The organism is Streptomyces sp. NPDC001219, assembly GCF_053597915.1.
Genome location: NZ_JBSFJF010000005.1, coordinates 70,725 through 90,221 on the forward strand (window position 1 = coordinate 70,725; position 19,497 = coordinate 90,221).

Consider the following 19,497-nt stretch of genomic DNA (forward strand, 5'->3'; position numbering starts at 1 on the left):
TGTCTCACCGGTGGGGGTCAGCCCATCGCGTCACCGAGGTCGGTGCGTACCCGGTCGGCGAACCAGCCGACCGCGGCTTCCCGGCGGGACAGGGGGCCCGGCTCGAAGCCCGGGGTGCCGAGGCCCTTCTGGACCCGGGACACCAGTTCGGCGTCTTCGTCATTGGTGATCCAGCCGATGTGGATGTTGAGCCGGCGGGCCAGCCGGGTCCGTGCGCTCGTGCCGCGGCGTGTGTAGAACGCGCCGGGGACGGCCACCCGGTCGACCGCCGTCGGTATGGCGGTCCAGGCAAGCACATGGTCGGGGTAGAAGTCGATGAGTGTGTTGGGGTAGATCACCGCGTAGCGCCAGATCCGCCGGTCGGCCTCGGTGAGACCGGGCATGGGGGAGGCGAGGCGCTGGTAGAGCCGCTCGGCCCAGTTCGAGGACGGCTTGTCGCGCAGCGGTGAGGCGAAGAGGACGTAGGACGCGTCGATCTCGCTGGTGTAGCCCTGGTAGTCGAGCAATCGCATCAGCCCGGGGTGGGCGACCGGGACGTGGTAGCCCTCCAGGTAGTTGTCGACGGCGACCTTCCAGTTGGCGTGCTGTACTTCCGCACCGGCCAGATCGTGGATACGGCTGCGGCCCACCGGCACCAGATCGGCCCCCGCGTAGTGGCCGACGGCCTCCGCCAGCCCGGCGCACTGCTCCGCCAGCGGCACCGCGTCCGGGTCGAGGTTGGCGAAGACGAACCCGAGGAACGACTCGACCCGGACCGGGAGAAGACCGAGCGCGGGCTTGTCCAGGCAGGGGATCTGCCGCGCCTCGGGCGCACCGACCAGCCGTCCGTCGAGCTTGTACGTCCAGCCGTGGTACGGGCAGCGGATGGCCTTGCCGGACGCCTCGGGGGCGGCGACCAGCCGGGTGCCGCGGTGCCGGCACACATTGAGGTGTCCGGCCAGGGTGCCGTCCTCGGTACGGACGACCAGGACCTCGCGGTCGGCGACGGTGGCGGCGAGCCGTGCGCCGGGGCCGGGGAGGTCGGACTCGTGGCACACGAGCTGCCAGGACCTGGCGAAGATGTGCCGCGTCTCGGCGGTGGCCGTGGCCGGGTCGGTGTAGTAGCGGGCGGGCAGTGCCTGCCCGGGGACGTCCTGTGCCGTCGGTGTCGTGGTGGCTTCGGGGTGCATCGGGGTCACTCCTCCATGCCGCACGGGTGCCGGGCGGAGCGGCCGGGCGTGGGGGGACGCCCCTGGCCGGCGGACCGGCTTCCGTGCTGACTAATTGGTCAGTCAGATTGCTGGCGGGTTTCAACGAAGTCAAGACTTGTGTCCTGACTAATTGATTAGTTAGCTTAGTGGTGTCGCCGCTCCGGCGCCCCGTCGTACGGACCCGCGAGCGAGCGGGCGCCGTACGCCCCGACACCGTCGGCCGAACCCCCGCACCACGGCATCTCACCCCGGCACCGAGCCACGGCAACGCCCCCACCCGGCCGCCCTGACCCGACCCGTGCCGGCACCCACCCCTCTCCCCGGAGGCACGCATGAGCGGTCGTCGGAACCTGATCTGGCTCGGGCTCACTCCCGAACCCGAACGGGAACTGCCCGCCACCGTCGCGGCCCTGCGGACCGCCGCGCGGCGGACGACGGACGCCCCCGCCGAGGCGGCCGAGGCCGAACGGCGGCGCGTGGAGCGCCTGATCCTGCACGGCACCCAGCGCGGCTGGCTCCGCTACCTCGCCGAGGTGACGGGGCTGGTCACCGAGGTCGCCCACCGTGCCGGCCCCGGCGGCCGCCGGGCCGCCCTGCGCGCGGCCGAGGTCGTGCTCGACCACCACCGCATGCTGATCGGCCTCCCCGGACCGGGATACGAGCGGACGGCCGCGGACCGCGGCGCCCTGGAACGCGCGGTGCGCACCCTGCGCGCCGCCCCACCGGACGGAGACCGAGGATGACCGGGACCGACTCCCTGATACCGCGGGGCACGCCCTCCGTGCTCGGTGCGGCACCGGACGTGACCGAGGACGCCGCGGCGTATGCGGCCGCCGGCGGCCACCGCACCGCGATCGGCCCGGCGGAACTCCTCGACCGGCTCGACGGCCTGCGCGGACGCGGCGGGGCCGGCTACCCGGCCGCCGCGAAGCTCCGTGCCGTCCGCGACGCCGGGCCCCGCCCCGTCGTCGTGGCCAACGGCGAGGAAGGGGAGCCCGGTTCCGTCAAGGACCGCTGGCTGCTGCGGGCCCGGCCGCATCTGGTCCTGGACGGGCTGGCGCGCGCCGCGGAGATCACCGGCGCGGAACGCGGCTACGTCTATGTCTCCGACACCACGGCGGGCGAACGCGTCCGCCGCGCCCTCGCCGAGCGGACACCGCGGCTGCCCTGTGAGGTCGTCGACACCCCGCACACCTATGTCGCGGGGGAGGAGACCGCCGTCGTCCGCCGGATCAACGGCGGCCCCGCACTCCCCACCGCCAAACCGCCCCGCCCCTACCAGCAGGGCGTCGGCGGCGCCCCGACCCTCGTCGCCAACGTCGAGACGCTGGCCCGTATCGCGCTCGTCGCCGCACACCCGGAACGACGCCACCGCACCGTCCGCAGCACGCTGGTGACGCTCTCCGGCAGGGGCGGCGAACCCCTGCTCGTGGAGGTGCCCTACGGCTGCACCCTGCGGACCCTGGCGCGCGCCCAGGGAACCCCCGAGCCGGCCGGGGCGCTCATGGGCGGTCTCTTCGGCGGGCTGATCGGCCCCGGCCGGCTCGACCTCGCGCTGGACCCCGACACCCTCGCGGCCGCGGGCACGGCACTGGGCTGCGGGGCGATCCGCTTCCTCGCCCCCGACGAGTGCCCGGTGTCCCTCGCCTCCGCCGCCGTCGCCCATCTCGCCGCCGAGAGCGCACGGCAGTGCGGCATCTGCGTCGCGGGTACCGGCTCGGTCCGTGACGCCGTCGGCGCGCTGACCGACGGCACCGCCGACACCGGGCTCCTCACCCGGCTGGGGCGCTGGTCCACCTCCCTGCCCGGCCGCGGCGCCTGCGGTCTGCTCGACGCCGCCGCGGGCACGGCCGGCAGCCTGCTGCGCGCGTTCCCCGACCTGGTCCGTGCCCACCTCGACACCCCCTGCCCGGACTGCGCCGCGCCCGCCGACGCCGGACGGCTCACCGTGCCGGTCCCGCACGTCGCCCGCCGTACGGTGCCCCGCCCGCGCTCCGCCCCCGTTCCCCGCTGAAAGGACGACCGCCGTGAAACTCCGTCTCGACGCCACCCGCTGCCAGGGCTACGGCCTGTGCCAGGAACCCGCACCGGACCTCATCGACCTCGACGAGTTCGGCTATGCCGCCGTCACCGCCGACCCCGCGCCGGGCGCCGCCGAGGACGCCGCCCGCGCCGCCGCCGAGGCCTGCCCCAACTCCGCGCTCCGGCTGGAGAGGTGACCATGGGACGTGATCTGTCGGCCCTGTTCGACCCGGCGTCGGTCGCGGTGGTCGGTGCCAGCGACGACCCGGCGAAGTACGGCCACGCGGTCGCCGCCCAGGCCCTGCGGGCCCCCGGCCGCCGGCCCGTCCACCTGGTGAACCGCCGGGGCGGCACGGTCCTCGGGCGCACCGCGGCCACCTCGCTCGCCGGGATCGGCGAACCCGTCGACCTCGTGGTGATCTCCGTACCGGGCCCCGGCTTCGAGGCCGCCGTCGACGACGCGCTGGCCTGCGGCGCCCGTGCCCTCGTCGGTATCACCGCCGGCTTCGCCGAGACCGGACCCGCCGGGCTGGCCCGCCAGCGGGCGATCGCCGACCGGGTACGCGCCGCCGGCGCCGTCCTCGTCGGCCCGAACTGCCTGGGTATCGCCGACAACACCACCGAGCTCTACCTCGCCTCGGACCGCTTCGCGCCCGGCGGCATCGCCCTGCTGAGCCAGAGCGGCAACCTCGCACTCGAACTCCAACTCCGCTGCGCCCCGCATGGGTTGGGCTTCTCCCGCTTCGTCTCGCTCGGCAACCAGGCCGATGTCACCCTCGTCGACCTCATCGACGACGCCGCCCGGCACGACGCCACCCGCGCCATCGCCGTCTACGCGGAGGACTTCGGCGACGGCCGGGCCTTCGCCGAGGCGGCCGCCGCGGCCGGCAAACCGGTGGTCCTGCTCACCGCCGGGCGGGGCACCGCCTCGGCGCGCAGCGCCCAGTCCCACACCGGCGCGCTGACCACCTCCGCCGATGTCGTGGCCGCCGCCTGCCGCGACGCGGGCGTCGAACTCGTCGCCACCCCCCATGAGATGACCGTGGTCCTCGCCGCACTGAACGGGGGGCGGCGCGCCACCGGACACCGCACCGCGGTCTGCACGGACGGCGGCGGCCACGGCGCCATCGCCGCCGACGCCACCGAGTCCGCCGGACTGGCCGTGCCCGAACTCGGGCCCGCCGCACAGCAGCGGCTCAGCGCGCTGCTGTGGGAGCAGTCCTCGGTGCGCAACCCCGTCGACCTGGCCGGGATGGGGGAGCGGAACCCGCACTCCTACGGCGACACCGTCGGCGCGCTGCTCGCTCTGGACGAGGTCGACTCCGTCCTGCTGACCGGGTACTTCGGCGGCTACTCGGCGGCGACCGGCGGGCTGGGCGGTCCGACGGCCGAGAGCGGCACCACGGGCGGCGGCAGCGCACTCGCCGCGGGGGAGCTGGAGACCGCGCACCAGATGGCCGAGCAGGCCACTCGAATTGCCAAACCCCTGGTGGTGCAGTCGATGTTCCCGGACGCCCCCAGCTGCCGCACGCTGGTGGAGGCCGGCATACCGGTCTTCGCCTCCACCGAGGACGCGGCCCGCGCGCTGGCCGCCATGACGGCGGGGGAGACCGTCGGCCCGCCCGGCGTCCGCCCCCTGCCACCGGCCGCGACGCCGCTGTCCGACCCCGGCTACCACGGTGTCCGCGCCCTGCTGAGCGCCGCCGGAGTGCCCTTCCCCGAGGCCCGTGAGATCGCCGACGAGGCCCAACTGACCGCCGCCGCAGACGCGTTCGAGGGACCGTACGTTCTCAAGGCCCTCCACCTCCTGCACAAGTCCGACGCCGGCGGGGTCGCCCTGGGACTGCCGGACCGGGTCGCGCTCGTCACCGCCTTCCGGGAGATGCACGCCCGGCTCGGCGCCGCCTCCTACTCGGTCGAGGCGATGGCCGACCTGACGGACGGCGTCGAGCTGATCGTGGGGGTGCGGCGCGACCCCCGGTTCGGTCCGGTCGCCATGGTCGGCCTGGGCGGGGTGCTCACCGAGGCGCTGCACGATGTCGCCTTCGCCCTGGCACCCGTCCCGGCGGCCCGCGCCGCACAGCTGCTGACCGGGCTGCGGACCGCCGCGCTCCTCCAGGGCGTCCGCGGCCGGCCCGCGGTCGACGTGGCCGCCGCGGCGGCCGTGATCGAGCGCCTCACCACCCTCGCCGCCGCCCACCCCGAGATCGCCGAGATCGAGGTCAACCCGCTGCTCGTCCGCCCGGACGGCGCCCTCGCCCTCGACGCCCGCGCCGTACTGGCCTGACGCCCCGCCCCACGCCCGCCGTCACGGAGGACACCATGGACTTCCGCTACACCCCCCGACAGGCCGATCTGAAGGCCCGCGCCGCCGCCTACACCGCGCTGTTGATCCGGTACGAGGACCAGGCCGAGGAAGCCGGCGGGCCGCTGCCGGCCGACACCGTCCGGGAACTGACCCGGGCCGCGATCGACGCCGGTGTCTACGCCATCAACATGCCCGAGAAGTGGGGCGGCCCGGGGCTGTCCCTGCTCGACCAGGTCATCGTCGAGGAGGAGTTCGGCAAGGTCACCAACTGCCTGTGGGACATCCCCTGGCGGCCCGCGAACGTGCTGGCGTACGGCACCGAGGCCCAGCGGGAGAAGTACCTGTTCCCCGTCATCCGGGGCGAGCGCTTCGACGCCTTCGCGGTGACCGAACCCGGCGCGGGCTCCGACCCCGGCTCGGGCACCAGCACCGCCACCCGTACCGCGGGCGGCTGGCTGCTCAACGGCGAGAAGTGGTTCGTGACCTGCGGGGACATCGCCGACTTCCTGCTGGTGCAGGCCGACGCGGGACCGGAGCGGGCCGCCACTCTCTTCTTCGTCGACAAGCAGGCCCCGGGCGTCCGGATGACCCGGGTGCCGCGCTTCATGCACTCCGCGGTGAACGGGCACCCCGAGTTCACCTTCACCGACGTCTTCGTGCCCGACGAGGACGTCCTCGGTGGCGTCGGCAACGGCTACGAACTCACCAAGGAATGGTTCGCCGACGAACGGCTGATGATCGCGGCCCGCACCACCGGCGCCGCGGAACGCGCCCTGCAGCTGGCGCGGGACTGGGCGGTGGAGCGCCGCCAGTTCGGGTCGCCGATCGCGGACTTCCAGCTGGTGCAGGGGATGCTGGCGGACTGCGCGGTCGACATCGCCGTCAACCGCGCCTACACCCACCAGGTCGCCTGGGAGGCCGACCAGCCGGGCGCCGACTCCAAGACGCTGCACGCCAAAGCCTCGACGGCCAAGCTCGCGGCGAGCGAGGCGGCGGGGCGGGTCATCGACCGCTGTGTGCAGATCTTCGGCGGCCGCGGCTACGACCGTTCCCATCCCGTCGAGCGGATGTACCGCGAGCTGCGGGTGGACCGCATCTGGGAGGGCACCTCCGAGATCCAGCGTCTGATCATCGCCAACGAACTCATCAAGCGCGGCACCCGCGCCCTCGGCCTGCCCCTGCCCTGACACACGCCCCCACCCGGCCCGGCTCCCACCGACTTCGAGGACTGACATGGACTTCCGTCTCACCCCCCGCCAGGCGGACCTCAAGCGCACCGCGCGCGCACTCACCGAGACCCTCACCGCGTACGAAACCGACTGCGAGGAGAACAACGGCCTGACGGCGGACAACCACGCCGCCATCCGTGACGCCGTCCTCGCCTCCGGTCTCCAGGCCGTCAACATGCCCCGGGAGTGGGGCGGCGCCGGGCTGACCATCCTGGAACAGGCCATCGTCCAGGAGGAGTTGGGGCAGCTCACCGGCGCCCTCTGGGACACCGTGTGGCGCCCCGCCAACGCCCTGCGCTTCTGCACCCCCGCACAGCGGGCGCGCTACCTCGAACCGGTCATCCGCGGCGAGCGCCGCGACTGCTACGCGGTGACCGAACCCGGCGCCGGCTCCGACCCGCAGAACCTGGCGACCACCGCGACGCGGACCGCCGACGGCTGGACGCTGAACGGCGAGAAGTGGTTCGTGACCGTCGGCGACCACGCCGACTTCATGATCGTCCTCGCCGCGGCGGGCCCGGACCGGGAGCCGACGCTCTTCCTCGTCGACAAGGACACCCCGGGCATCGAGATGACGCGGGTGCCGCGCTTCATGCACACCTTCGTCTACGAGCACCCCGAGTTCACCTTCACCGAGGTGCAGGTCCCCGAGGACGCCGTGCTCGGCGGCGTCGGCAAGGGCTATGACATCACCCGGTCCTGGTTCACCGAGGAACGGCTGATGATCGCCGCCCGGACGACCGGCGCCGCCGAACGGGCCCTCCGGCTGGCGCGGGACTGGGCGGTGGAGCGGCGGCAGTTCGGGTCGCCGATCGCCGACTTCCAGCTGGTGCAGGGGATGCTGGCGGACTGCGCGGTCGACACCGCCGTCAACCGCGCCTACGCACACCAGGTCGCCTGGGAGGTCGACGAGGGCACCGTCGACCGCAAGACCCTGCACGCCAAGGCGGCCATCGCCAAGCTCGCGGCGAGCGAGGCGGCCGGGCGGGTCATCGACCGCTGTGTGCAGATCTTCGGCGGGCGCGGCTACGACCGCTCCTACCCCGTCGAACGGCTCTACCGCGAGCTGCGGGTGGACCGCATCTGGGAGGGCACCTCCGAGATCCAGCGCCTGATCATCGCCGGTGAACTGGTCAAGCGGGGCACGGGAGTTCTGCAGATGCCCACCGCCGGCTGACCCCGCACCGCGCCCCCGGCCCGTGTCCCCGGACCCGGGCCGGGGGACCGCGGACCGGCCCCGTACCGGAGCCACGGACCCGCCGGCGGGTCCCGCGACACACCCGGAACACCCGACGAGGAGGAGCGATGTACCCGAGCACCATCGAGAGAGTCGGGGTCGTGGGCTGCGGTCAGATGGGCTCCGGCATCGCCGAGGTATGTGCCCGCGCGGGCCGTGAGGTGTATGTCGTCGAGACCGACCGGGCCGCCGCGGACGCCGGGCTCCGCCGGATCACCGCCTCCCTGGAACGCGCCACCACGGCCGGCAAACTCACCGCCCGGGACCGGGACGCCGCGCTCGCCGCCCTCACGGTCGGCACCGAGACGGACGCGCTGGCCGACCGCGACCTGGTCGTCGAAGCCGTCGCCGAGGACGAGGCGACGAAGCTGGCCGTCTTCACCCGGCTCGACGCGGTGGTCCGGCGGCCGGACGCGATCCTGGCGACCAACACCTCCTCCCTCCCCGTCATCCGCCTCGCCGTCGCCACCGCACGCCCCCAGCAGGTCATCGGCCTGCACTTCTTCCACCCCGCTCCGGTGCTGCCGCTCGTCGAGCTGGTGCCCTCCCTGCTCACCGGCGACGACACCACCCGCCGGACCCACACCTTCGCCGCCGACGTCCTGGGCAGAGAGGTGGTGCACGCCCCGGACCGCGCCGGGTTCATCGTCAACGCCCTGCTCGTGCCCTACCTGCTGGACGCGGTGCGGATGGCCGGGTCCGGCGCGGCCTCGGCGGACGACATCGACCGGGCGATGCGGCAGGGCTGCGCCCACCCGCTGGGGCCGCTCGCGCTGGCCGACCTGATCGGCCTCGACACGACCCGGTCGATCGCCGAGTCGCTGTACGAGGAGTTCCGCGAACCGCGCTACGCGCCCCCGCCGCTGCTGGCCCGGATGGTGGACGCGGGCCTGCTCGGCCGCAAGACCGGCCGGGGCTTCCACCGGTACCCCTGAGCACACCCGGCGGCGACGGGCGGCCCGGGGCGGTGATGCGGGAAGATGGACGGGACGGGCCCGCCGAGCCCGCCGAGGACACCGACACCGACCCGGGGAGCACTCACGTGGCCAAGGCTGAACGCACTCTCGAAACGCGGGAACGGATTCTGTCCGCCGCGTGCGAAGTGATCGCCGAGGTCGGCTTCGAGAAGATCCGCATGCGGATGGTCGCGGAACACGCCGGGGTGTCCACCGCCCTGCTCCACTACCACTTCGAGAACCGGGAGCGCCTCTTCACCGAGGCGATGACCCACTCCTTCGCGCAGACCGGCACGGAGCTGGAACGGGACGCCGACACGGTGCCCGCCTCCGTGGTCCTGGCCCGCATCCTGCACAACATGCTGCCCACCGACCCGGAACTGCGACAGGACTGGCGGCTGTGGCAGGAACTGTGGGTACGGGCGCTGCGCGACGAGACCGCCCAGCGGCTCGCCGTCGACCTCTACGACCAGCTGCACAGCTGGCTCGGCCAGGCCATCCGGCGGGGCATCGCGTCGGGCGAGTTCACCGACTGCGACGTGGACGCGACCAGCACCCTGCTGCTCGCACTGAGCGACGGCTTCGGAATCCGGCTGATGCTGGGCGACCCGAGGATCGACCTCCCCGCCGCCCAGGCGGCCATCTGGCGCGCCGTCGCGGGAACGCTCGGCGTTCCCGACGCCTTCCCCGCGATCTGAACCATGTGATCATTTCCGGATGAGCACGAACGACGGGGCCGTGGCGCCCGCGTACCGGACGACCACGGCCGAACTACCCGCCTTCGTGGGGGAGTTCGAGGTCCATCTCACCGTCCGGGATGACGGGGACCCGGAGGTGGCCGGACGGCTGACCGCCCATGCGGCGGCGCGGCGCATGAAGTCCGTCCACATCCTGCTGGAACGGGGCGAGGCGCCCTCGCAGCCGATGCTGACGCTGCACGGGACCGGGACGTACGAGGAGATCCGCGCGCGGGCCGCCGCGGCGGCGGACGGGCTGCGGGCCGCGGGGTTCGACGTCCTGCGGACGAAGATCGAGGCCACCCCGTGGACCACGGGCGTCCCCGGCACCGATGACGAGGCCGCGGCGCTCGGTCCCGCCTACTACTTCGAGCACCACCTCAAGCTGGTCCTGGCACGCTCCGCTCCCGTCGGCGCCCTGCTCACCCTCGCCGCCGGGCACGGTGCCCACCTCTCACGCAACGCCCGGCGGGCGCGGTCCGACGGCCGGGTGGAGCGCTTCGTGACCCAGCGGTGCCACCGGGTGGGCCTGGCGACCGCGGGACGGCGACTGGACGTCCTGGTAAGGGAGTTGCGTGCCGTGGGACAGCGGATAGCCTCCGTCGAGCGCGAGTTCGTGGTCCACGACGGGAACATCGCGCTGGACGCGGGCTGGCTGGACGAGGAACACACCATGACGGGGGAGCGGAGCGGCGTATGACGGGGACCGGCGAGACGGGTCCGGCGGCGGAGTGGCGGGCGCTCCGGTACGGACCGTGGAAGGACACGGTGGCCGTGCCCCGGTCCCGGCCCGACGAGGCGACGCGGGCGCGGATGGATCTGCCCGCCACGCTGCATCCCGTGCCGGACGACGGTGTGGTGCAGCGCCCGGTGTTCGACCCCGCGGCGGCCCACCACGACTTCGGGATGCGCCTGGGCGAGCCGAGCTTCGCGGACGCCGCGGTCGGCGAGCGCTGGTACGACGCGCGGCGGCACGCGCTGCACCACGTGCTGACCGCGATCGCGCGGTCCCCGTGGGCCGGCCATCTGGTCCTGCGCGGCAGCATGCTGCTGGCGTCCTGGTTCGGGGACGCGGCGCGGGAGCCCGGGGACCTCGACTTCGTCGTGGAGCCGGCGACCTGGCAGCTGACGGACCCGCGTACGGACCGGATGCTCGACGGCATCGCCGCGGCGGCCGAGGAGCTGTCCCACCGCGGCGGTCCGGTACGGCTCGACGCCCACGCCGCGGCCGCCGACGAGATCTGGTCCTACGACCGGGTACCGGGCCGGCGCCTCGTCATCCCGTGGACGGCCGCGGCCGACGGGGTACCGGGGGGAAGCGTCCAGCTCGACTTCGTCTTCACCGAGCGGCTGCCCGTCCCCGCGGAGCCGGCCGGCATCCGCGGACCGGAGGGCACCGCACCGGTGGAGGTCCGTGCCGCGACCCGCGCGCTGTCGCTCGCCTGGAAGGTGCTCTGGCTGGTCAGCGACGAGTATCCGGAAGGCAAGGACCTCTATGACGCGGTCCTGCTGGCGGAGTGCACCGCGCTGCCCTTCGCCCTGCTGCGCGAGGTGTTCCGGGGCGTGGACGACGGCACCTACGACCGTCAGCCGGTGCTGCACCGGACCCTCTGGGAGATCGAGGGCGACTGGTCCGAGCTGCGCAAGGAGTACCCGGACCGCAGCGGGCTCACGCTCCCGGGCCGCTGGGTGGAGTACGGGTACATCCAGCGTCTCGCGGCGGCCCTGCGGCCCACCTTCGCGTCGGCCGGCCGCGGCGACACCGCCGCCTACCGCCAACGGGCCGCCTGGTTCGCGTCACTCACCGCGGAATGCGCCGCCGTCCTCGCCGACCAGGGCATGGACGCGGTGCAGGAACTGCTGACCGAGCGGTACGTGGCCTTCGACAACGCGGTCGTCCTCACCCGGGAACTGTCCGGCCCCGACCGGTGCTCCCTGCGGGAGGCGGCGGCCGTGGTGGCGGCGTTCCGCGGGGACCACCCGTCGCTCGGCCGACGGCCGTGGCTGCTCGCCGACCCGGACGAGGTGGTGCGGCAGCTCGGCGAGGACGAGGAGGAGGACCAGGGCGAGGACGAGACCGACGCGTAGGGATACGCGGGGCGCGCCCCGTCACGCGAGGCCCGTCTCCCAGCACGGGGAGACGGGCCTCACCTCATCCGGGAGGCGGGGCTCACCCCATGCTGCTGATGCTCTCCGGTGCGATGACGAAGAGCACGCGTTCCTCGTCGCGGCCCCCGTACCAGGGGTAGGGCTCCCCGAGGTACTTCTGGGCGAGGTGCTCGACGTGGTCGACCGCGCCCTCGGTCGTGGTCTCGACCACCCGGCCCCGCACCTGGAAGAAGCGCGAGGGGTTGTCCGGGTCGGAGACGGCGACCGCCACGCGGGGGTCGCGCCCGATGTTCCGGGTCTTCACATGGCCCCGGACGCTGTTGATCAGCACATGTGTGCCGTCGGTGTCGACCCAGGTCTGGGTCAGCTGAGGGGAACCGTCGGGCATCGAGGTGGCCAGATAGCAGGTGCTCGGCCGCCGCAGCAGCGCGAGCAGTTCAGAGGGAAGGTGCACAACGGTCTCCCGGCCGCTCGGAGGGGCGGGGTCTGTCCGGTTTTCTCCCGCCGCTGGGTGGAGGTGCGCCGCTCACGCGGTGCGCGGCGGAGCATATACGGGGGCAAGTCCGCTTCCCCGCGCCCCATACCCTCTCCCGTGCGCCGGTGTTGGGCGGTGCCGAGCGGCAGATTCCAGCCGCTATGCTTGCTGGATACAAGCAAGGTGTTCAACGGGCCGACCAACATCACCGCGAAGGATCACGACGATGAGCAAGGGCACGGTCCATGCCTGCGACCGGGGCGGACCGCAGGTCACCGCCGCGTCGGGGCTGGACGAGGCGGCCGCCGGACTGGGGACGGAGATTGTCCGCTTCTCGCGGCTGATCGCGGCCTGGAAGCAGCGCGCCAAGACCGACGGCGGCGCCGCCGACCGGGTGCTGCTGGCCCGGCTGGTGGTCGGCGGGGACCAGCGGGCGACCGACCTGGCCGCCGACGCGTTCCTGGATCTGTCGACCGTCAGCCGTCAGGTGCGCTCGCTGGTGGAGCGGGGCCTGGTGACCCGTCGTCCCGATCCGGAGGACCGCCGCGGGTCCTTGCTGGCCGCGACCGAGGCGGGGCGTGCCGCGTTCGCGCAGTACCGCCGTCAGCGCGACGCCGAACTCGCCGCGCTCCTCGAACCGTGGTCGCCGCGGGACCGGGCCGACCTGATCCGGCTGCTGGGCCGCCTCAACGAGGACATGGCAGAACGACAACACACACGGCTGGGTCCCGGGGGAGACCAGGGTGCCGCCGTGGAGCAGGGAGACGTACGTACATGAGCACTGCCACCTCCCCGCCCGGGGCGGGAACCGGGGAGATACCCGGACCAGGAGTACTGACTCACCGTCAGATCCTCACCATCCTCAGCGGTCTGATGCTGGGGATGTTCCTTGCCGCGCTCGACCAGACCATCGTCAGCACCTCGATCCGGACCATCGCCGACGATCTGCACGGCCTCAGCGAGCAGGCCTGGGCGACCACCGCCTACCTGATCACCTCCACGATCGCCACCCCGCTGTACGGCAAGCTGTCCGACCTGCACGGCCGCAAGCCCTACTACCTGACCGCGATCACCGTCTTCGTCGTCGGCTCGGTGCTGTGCACCTTCTCCACCTCGATGACCGAACTCGCCGCGTTCCGCGCGGTGCAGGGGCTCGGCGCGGGCGGTCTGATGTCGCTGGCGCTGGCGATCATCGCTGACATCGTCCCGCCCCGGGAACGTGCCCGGTACCAGGGGTACATGCTCGGCACCTTCGCCACGTCCAGCGTCGCCGGCCCGCTGATCGGCGGCGCCCTGGCCGGCCAGGACCAGCTGCTCGGCATCACCGGCTGGCGCTGGGTCTTCCTGGTCAACGTGCCGGTCGGGATCATCGCGCTGTTCGTGGTCGCCAAGGTCCTCAACATCCCGCACACCCGGCGCGACCACCGCATCGACTGGTGGGGCGCGCTCACCATCACCGTCGGTGTCGTCCCGCTGCTGCTCGTCGCCGAGCAGGGCCGGGAGTGGGGCTGGGACTCGTCCCGGTCGGTCGCCTGCTATGTGACCGGCGTCGTCGGCATCATCGCCTGGATTCTCGTCGAGCGGCGGATCGGTGACGACGCGCTGATCCCGATGCGGCTGTTCCGCAACGGCACCTTCAGCAAGACCAGCGTGCTGTCCGTGCTGATCGGTATGGGCATGTTCGGCGGGATGCTGATGATCCCGCAGTACCTCCAGCTGGTGAAGGGCGCCAGCCCCACCAAGTCGGGTCTGGAGATGCTGCCGCTGATGGCGGGGATGTTCATCGCCTCCATCGCGTCGGGCCAGATCACCGCCAAGACCGGTCGCTACAAGATCTTCCCGCTGATCGGCACCGCGCTGATGATCGCGGCGATGCTGCTCTTCCACTTCCGGGTCCAGTGGGACACCCCGCTGTGGGAGACCATGGTCTACATGCTGGTCTTCGGCCTCGGCCTGGGCGGCTGTATGCAGACGCTGGTGCTGGCCGTGCAGAACGCGGTGCCGCCGCGGGACATGGGCGTGGCGACCGCTTCGTCCACCTTCTTCCGGCAGATGGGCGCCACCGCCGGTACCGCGATCTTCCTGTCGGTGCTGTTCAGCACCGTCGGCGAGAAGATCTCCGGGGCGTTCAAGGACGCGGCGTCCACCGAGCGCTTCCAGGCCGCGCTGCACGACCCCGCGGTGCTGCGCGACCCCGCCAACAAGCCCGTGCTGGACATGCTCAAGCACCCCGGCAGCGCGGACTCCTCGGGCGTGCTCAGCGACTCGTCGTTCATCCAGCACCTCGACCCGCGGCTGGCCGAGCCGTTCAAGCGTGGCTTCGCGGACTCGATGCACACCGTCTTCCTCATGGGCGCGGTCGTCGTCGCCCTGGCCTTCCTGCTGATGTGGTTCATCAAGGAGGTCCCGCTGCGGCAGATCTCCGGTCTCCAGGCCCGCGCCGAGGCCGACGCCGAGGCCGACGCGGCCGCGGCCGGCGGCACGGCGGCCGGTGCCGACACGGCGGTGACCGGTGCCGACGGGGACGCGGACGGTGCCGAAAGCGCGCCGGACACGGCGCCGGCCGGGCCCGGCGGAGCCGCGGGCGCCGACCCGGTGTCCGCCCTCGCCGCGGTGTCCGCGCCTCCCGCGGACCGCGCCCCGGGAGCGACCGGCCCGGACATCCGGGGCACCGTACGGGACGGCGGCGGCCGGCCGGTTCCGCAGGCCGCGGTCACCCTGATCAGCGTGGACGGCCGGCAGCTGGGCCGCACCGCGACCGCGGCCGACGGCGGCTACGCGCTGCCCACGACGGGCGCCGGCACCTATGTGCTGATCGGCTCCGCCGGAGCCCGGCAGCCGCAGGCCGTGACCGTCGTCGTGGGCGGCGAGCCGGTGTCGTTCGACCTGACCCTCGGCGGTGCGGCCGGTCTCTCGGGCGAGGTCCGTGAGGAGAAGGGCGACGCCCCGGTGCCCGGCGCGCTCGTCGTGGCGACCGATGTCACCGGTGAGGTCGTGGCGTCCGGAGTGGCCGGCCAGGACGGGAGCTTCGCGTTCGCCGAACTCACCCCCGGCGGCTACACCCTCGCGGTCAGCGCCGAGCACCACCGCCCGTCCGCCCTCCAGGTGGAGGTCACCACGGGCCACCGCAACTGGTACGAGGTCCGCCTGGCACCCGGCGCCCGCATCCGCGGCACCGTCCGCACGGTGCACGGCACCCCGGTGGACGATGCCCGGGTGACCCTGCTGGACCCGGCGGGCCAGGTGGTCGGCACCGCCACCAGCGGCCAGGACGGTGCGTACGCCTTCACCGACCTCGACAGCGGCGAGTACACCGTGATCGCCAGCGGCTATCCGCCGGTGGCCGCCCCGCTGCACCTGGCGGCGGCCGGGCACGGTGAGTTCGACATCGAGCTGGGGCACGACCCGGTGCGATGACGCCGGCGAGACCGGCATGAGGGGGCCCGGCGCGCGCGGAGCGCCGGGCCCCCTTCTCGGGCCCGTTCCCCGGGCCCGGGGCCGCCACCGGGTTTGGCGCGGCGGCCCCCCTCTACGTACAGTTCCGCCGAAGCGTGAATAGAACATACGATCCCAGGAAAGCGGCAGCGGCGATGACGGTGACCGAAACAGGCCGGGCCGATGGCACGGGTATCGACTCGGAGCGGATGGCGGTCTGCCTGAGCGTGCTCGAAGAGCTCGACGGGCTGCCGCTGGATCACCCGGACGCGATCGCCATACGGCGCGCCACCGCCGGCATCTACCGCAAGGTGAAGCAGCGGCGCCGGCAGGAACGCCGGGCATCCAAGACCGCCAACGACCGGGCGGTGACCGCGGCCACGGCCACCGGCGCGCCCGACCGGATCGACGACGAGACCCAGGGCCTGTCCCTCGCCAGCTCCGTCACCACGGAACTCGCCGGAATCCTGGAGCGGCCCCGCTCCTGCTACACCTGCAAGTCCCGCTACGTCGAGGTCGACGCCTTCTACCACCAGCTCTGTCCGCCGTGCGCCAAGGAGAACCGGGCCCGCCGGGACGCCCGTACGGATCTCACCGGCCGGCGCGCCCTGCTCACCGGCGGCCGCGCCAAGATCGGCATGTACATCGCGCTCCGGCTGCTGCGCGACGGCGCCCACACCACGATCACCACCCGCTTCCCGAGCGACGCCATCCGCCGTTTCACGGCGATGCCGGACAGCGCGGACTGGCTGCACCGGCTGAAGATCGTCGGGATCGACCTGCGGGACCCGGCCCAGGTCATCGCGCTCGCCGACGAGGTGAGCGCCGAAGGCCCGCTCGACATCCTGATCAACAACGCAGCCCAGACCGTCCGCCGGTCGCCCGAGGCGTACGGCCAGCTGCTCGCCGCCGAGTCCGCCCCGCTGCCGGCCGGGGAGCTGCCCGCCTCGCTCGTCCTCGGTCACTTCGGCAGTGGTGCCCCCGCCGCCCTCCCCGCCGCCGCGGGCACGCCCGGCGCGCTGACCGCGGCCGACCTCACCGCCCTCGCCCTGACCACCGGTTCGGCCACCCCCGCCCGGATCGAGGCGGGCACCGCCATCGACGCCGGCGGGCTGGTACCGGATCTGCACGCCAGCAACAGCTGGATTCAGAAGGTGGACGAGGTCGACCCGGTCGAGCTGCTGGAGGTCCAGCTCTGCAACATGACCGCCCCGTTCCTGCTGGTGAGCAAGCTGCGTCCGGCGATGGCCGCGGCCCCGGCGCGCCGTAAGTACGTGGTCAACGTCTCGGCGATGGAAGGCCAGTTCAGCCGCGGCTACAAGGGCGCCGGCCACCCGCACACCAACATGGCCAAGGCGGCGCTGAACATGCTCACCCGCACCAGCGCACAGGAGATGCTGGAGGCCGACGGCATCCTGATGACCGCCGTGGACACCGGCTGGATCACCGACGAGCGTCCGCACCCCGACAAGATGCGGCTGGCCGACGAGGGCTTCCACGCCCCGCTCGACCTGGTCGACGGAGCGGCCCGGGTGTACGACCCGATCGTCCGCGGCGAGCTGGGCGAGGACCTCTTCGGCTGCTTCCTGAAGGACTACGCGCCCGCCGCCTGGTGATCCGGCACGGCGCCCGCCGCCGGGCGGGCGCCCCGGGGATCAGCCGGTCAGCCCGTGGCGGTCCAGCAGCGGCCCGATCTCCGGGTCGCGCCCGACCACCGCGCGGAACGCCGCCAGCGGGTCGACGCTGCCGCCCCTGCTGAGCAGTTCCCGGCGGAAGATCTCACCGCTCTCCCGGACCGTGCGCCCGTTCTCCCGGAACCAGCGCACGGTGTCGGCGTCCAGCACCTCGGCCCAGCGGTAGCCGTAATACCCCGCCGCGTAGCCGCCGTTGAAGACATGGGCGAAGTAGCCGGTGCGGTAGCGCGGCGGGATCGCGGCCGGCGCCAGCCCGTAGCGCTCCAGCGCGGCCGCCTCGAACGCCTCCGCCGCGTCCGCGGCCGGCACCTCGCCCTCGGCAAGGGAGTGCCAGGCCCAGTCCAGCACCGCGGCGGCCTGGTGCTCCACCATCCGGAAGCCCGCGCCGAAGGTCTCCGCCTCCCGCAGCCGGGCCGGGAGTTCGGCCGGCAGCGGCTCACCCGTGAGGTGGTGCCGGGCGTAGTGGGCCAGCACCTCGGGGCGGTCCGCCCACATCTCGTTCACCTGCGAGGGGAACTCCACGAAGTCGCGGGGCACCTGGGTCCCGGACAGCAGCGGGTAGCGGACATCGGAGAACAGCCCGTGCAGCGCGTGCCCGAACTCGTGGAACAGCGTGGTGACCTCACTCCAGGTCAGCAGCACCGGCTCGCCCGCCGGCGGCTTGGCGACGTTCAGGTTGTTGACCACCACAGGACGCTGCCCGAGCAGCCGCGACTGCGGGACCAGCGATTCCATCCAGGCGCCGCCCCGCTTGGACACGCGGGCGTGGAAGTCGCCGATGTACAGGCCGAGCGGACCGCCGTCGGCGTCGTGCACCTCGTAGACCTGCGCGTCGGGGTGGTACGCCGTCAGGTCGGGGCGCCGGGTGAAGGTGATGCCGTAGACCAGCTCGGCGGCGTGGAAGACGCCGTCGTGCAGCACGGCCGTCAGCTCCAGATAGGGCCGCAGCGCATCCGCGTCGAGGTCGAACCGCTCCCTGCGCACCCGCTCCGCGTAGTACGGCCAGTCCGCCGCGCTGATCTCCGCCACCCCGGCCGCCTCGGCCAGCGCCGTGCCCTCGCGCTCGGCGTTGGCGACGGCGGGCGCGACCAGCCGGCGCAGCAGTTCCTCGACGGCGTCCGTGGTGCCCGCGGTCCGGTCCGCGACCTCCCAGGCGGCGTGGCTGGGGTAGCCGAGCAGCGCGGCACGCTCGGCGCGCAGCCCGGCCAGGCCGACGGCGACCGGGCCGTTGCTGTCGATGCCGCGCCCCAGAGAGGCGGTGAGCAGCCGCTCGCGCAGCGTGGCGTCCTCCAGCGCGGCGAGTTCGGTCTGGCAGGTGAAGTTCTTCAGGCTGAGCACGAACCTGCCGGAGTGGCCGAGGGCCTGGGCCTGCTCCGCGGCGGCCGCGATCCGGTCAGCGGGCAGCCCGGCGAGCTGCTCGGCACGGTCCAGCACCAGCGCGGCGTCCGCGGTGGCCGCCCGCAGGTTCTGCCCGAACTCCGTGCACAGCGCGGCGATTTCGGCATTCAGTCCACGCAGCCGCCGCTGCTCCTCCGGACCGAGCCGGGCACCGGCCCGTACCCGCAGGGTGTGGTGGCGCTCCAGCAGCCGCAGTTGCTCGCCGTCCAGCCCGAGCCGCTCGCGCCGGGCGTGGAGCGCGTCCAGGCGGCCGAACAGGGCGGCGTCGAGCAGCAGCCGGTCGTCATGGGCGGCCAGCTGGGGAGTGATCTCGACCTCGAGCGCCTGGATCTCGTCGTCGGTGTCGGCGGCCACCTTGTTGAAGAACACCCGGCGCACCCGGTCCAGCACCGCACCGCTGCGCTCCAGCGCCTCCACGGTGTTCTCGAAGGTCGCCGGGTCGGGGCAGCCGCCGATCGCCGCCACCTCGGCCAGCTGGTCGGCCATGCCACGGGTGAACGCGGGCCGGAAGTGCTCGTTCCGGATCAGCGCGAACGGCGGCAGCGCGTACGGCAGATCACTCGGCTCGAAGAAGGGATTCGACGTCGTCACGGACCGACACTACGCCCGGACACGGCGCCGGGTCCGGCGGTCGAACCGGAAGGCGGCCCGGCGCGGCACCGCGCTCCGGTCCGTCCCGGTGAGCGTCGCCGGTCCATCCGTGGTGA

Annotated in this window: 16 protein-coding genes; 13 read left to right on the forward strand and 3 right to left on the reverse strand. The window is 73.4% G+C overall.

Annotated features, from left to right (window positions below; translation table 11 throughout):
* Nucleotides 1-17 precede the first annotated feature (17 nt).
* Nucleotides 18-1,169: an aromatic ring-hydroxylating oxygenase subunit alpha gene (locus ACWC9R_RS04710; protein ID WP_450728938.1), complete on the reverse strand. Its 1,152-nt coding sequence runs from the start codon at nt 1,167-1,169 to the stop codon at nt 18-20.
* A 353-nt stretch (nt 1,170-1,522) separates the two neighbouring features.
* On the opposite strand from ACWC9R_RS04710, the gene ACWC9R_RS04715 reads away from it, so the two are divergent.
* The 10 genes from ACWC9R_RS04715 to ACWC9R_RS04760 all read left to right on the forward strand — a co-directional run bounded on the left by ACWC9R_RS04715 (nt 1,523) and on the right by ACWC9R_RS04760 (nt 11,767).
* Nucleotides 1,523-1,933, forward strand: coding sequence for a hypothetical protein (locus tag ACWC9R_RS04715; RefSeq protein WP_450728939.1), 411 nt, complete (start codon nt 1,523-1,525; stop codon nt 1,931-1,933).
* Complete coding sequence (locus tag ACWC9R_RS04720; protein ID WP_450728940.1) at nt 1,930-3,204, forward strand: NADH-ubiquinone oxidoreductase-F iron-sulfur binding region domain-containing protein; 1,275 nt, start codon at nt 1,930-1,932, stop codon at nt 3,202-3,204. The genes ACWC9R_RS04715 and ACWC9R_RS04720 overlap by 4 nt, the downstream gene beginning before the upstream one ends.
* Before the next feature lie 13 nt (nt 3,205-3,217).
* Nucleotides 3,218-3,409: a ferredoxin gene (locus ACWC9R_RS04725; RefSeq protein WP_450728941.1), complete on the forward strand. Its 192-nt coding sequence runs from the start codon at nt 3,218-3,220 to the stop codon at nt 3,407-3,409.
* 2 nt (nt 3,410-3,411) lie between these two features.
* Entirely contained in the window at nt 3,412-5,499 is a 2,088-nt protein-coding gene (locus ACWC9R_RS04730; RefSeq protein WP_450728942.1) for an acetate--CoA ligase family protein, read from the forward strand.
* Nucleotides 5,500-5,534: 35 nt separating this feature from the next.
* Complete coding sequence (locus ACWC9R_RS04735; RefSeq protein WP_450728943.1) at nt 5,535-6,707, forward strand: acyl-CoA dehydrogenase family protein; 1,173 nt, start codon at nt 5,535-5,537, stop codon at nt 6,705-6,707.
* Nucleotides 6,708-6,753: 46 nt separating this feature from the next.
* Nucleotides 6,754-7,926: an acyl-CoA dehydrogenase family protein gene (locus tag ACWC9R_RS04740; RefSeq protein ID WP_450728944.1), complete on the forward strand. Its 1,173-nt coding sequence runs from the start codon at nt 6,754-6,756 to the stop codon at nt 7,924-7,926.
* Nucleotides 7,927-8,054: 128 nt separating this feature from the next.
* A complete protein-coding gene (locus ACWC9R_RS04745; RefSeq protein ID WP_450728945.1) occupies nt 8,055-8,921 on the forward strand; it encodes a 3-hydroxybutyryl-CoA dehydrogenase in 867 nt (288 codons plus the stop codon).
* Nucleotides 8,922-9,028: 107 nt separating this feature from the next.
* A complete protein-coding gene (locus ACWC9R_RS04750; protein ID WP_450728946.1) occupies nt 9,029-9,640 on the forward strand; it encodes a TetR/AcrR family transcriptional regulator in 612 nt (203 codons plus the stop codon).
* 19 nt (nt 9,641-9,659) lie between these two features.
* Nucleotides 9,660-10,379, forward strand: coding sequence for a hypothetical protein (locus tag ACWC9R_RS04755; RefSeq protein ID WP_450728947.1), 720 nt, complete (start codon nt 9,660-9,662; stop codon nt 10,377-10,379).
* Complete coding sequence (locus ACWC9R_RS04760; protein ID WP_450728948.1) at nt 10,376-11,767, forward strand: nucleotidyl transferase AbiEii/AbiGii toxin family protein; 1,392 nt, start codon at nt 10,376-10,378, stop codon at nt 11,765-11,767. Before ACWC9R_RS04755 ends, ACWC9R_RS04760 begins: the two co-directional genes overlap by 4 nt.
* 82 nt (nt 11,768-11,849) lie before the next feature.
* Here the strand turns inward: ACWC9R_RS04760 and ACWC9R_RS04765 are convergent, their stop codons facing one another.
* Entirely contained in the window at nt 11,850-12,242 is a 393-nt protein-coding gene (locus tag ACWC9R_RS04765; RefSeq protein WP_450728949.1) for a PPOX class F420-dependent oxidoreductase, read from the reverse strand.
* A gap of 247 nt (nt 12,243-12,489) precedes the next feature.
* On the opposite strand from ACWC9R_RS04765, the gene ACWC9R_RS04770 reads away from it, so the two are divergent.
* The 3 genes from ACWC9R_RS04770 to ACWC9R_RS04780 all read left to right on the forward strand — a co-directional run bounded on the left by ACWC9R_RS04770 (nt 12,490) and on the right by ACWC9R_RS04780 (nt 17,314).
* Nucleotides 12,490-13,041 carry a MarR family winged helix-turn-helix transcriptional regulator gene (locus ACWC9R_RS04770; protein WP_450728950.1) on the forward strand — a complete coding sequence of 184 codons (552 nt, stop codon included), beginning with the start codon at nt 12,490-12,492 and terminating at the stop codon, nt 13,039-13,041.
* On the forward strand, nt 13,038-15,680 hold the full coding sequence (locus tag ACWC9R_RS04775; RefSeq protein WP_450728951.1) for an MFS transporter: 2,643 nt from the start codon (nt 13,038-13,040) through the stop codon (nt 15,678-15,680). The genes ACWC9R_RS04770 and ACWC9R_RS04775 overlap by 4 nt, the downstream gene beginning before the upstream one ends.
* A 173-nt stretch (nt 15,681-15,853) precedes the next feature.
* Nucleotides 15,854-17,314 carry an SDR family NAD(P)-dependent oxidoreductase gene (locus tag ACWC9R_RS04780; protein ID WP_450728952.1) on the forward strand — a complete coding sequence of 487 codons (1,461 nt, stop codon included), beginning with the start codon at nt 15,854-15,856 and terminating at the stop codon, nt 17,312-17,314.
* A 39-nt stretch (nt 17,315-17,353) separates the two neighbouring features.
* Here the strand turns inward: ACWC9R_RS04780 and ACWC9R_RS04785 are convergent, their stop codons facing one another.
* Nucleotides 17,354-19,381, reverse strand: coding sequence for a M3 family metallopeptidase (locus ACWC9R_RS04785; RefSeq protein WP_450728953.1), 2,028 nt, complete (start codon nt 19,379-19,381; stop codon nt 17,354-17,356).
* Nucleotides 19,382-19,497: the final 116 nt, after the last annotated feature.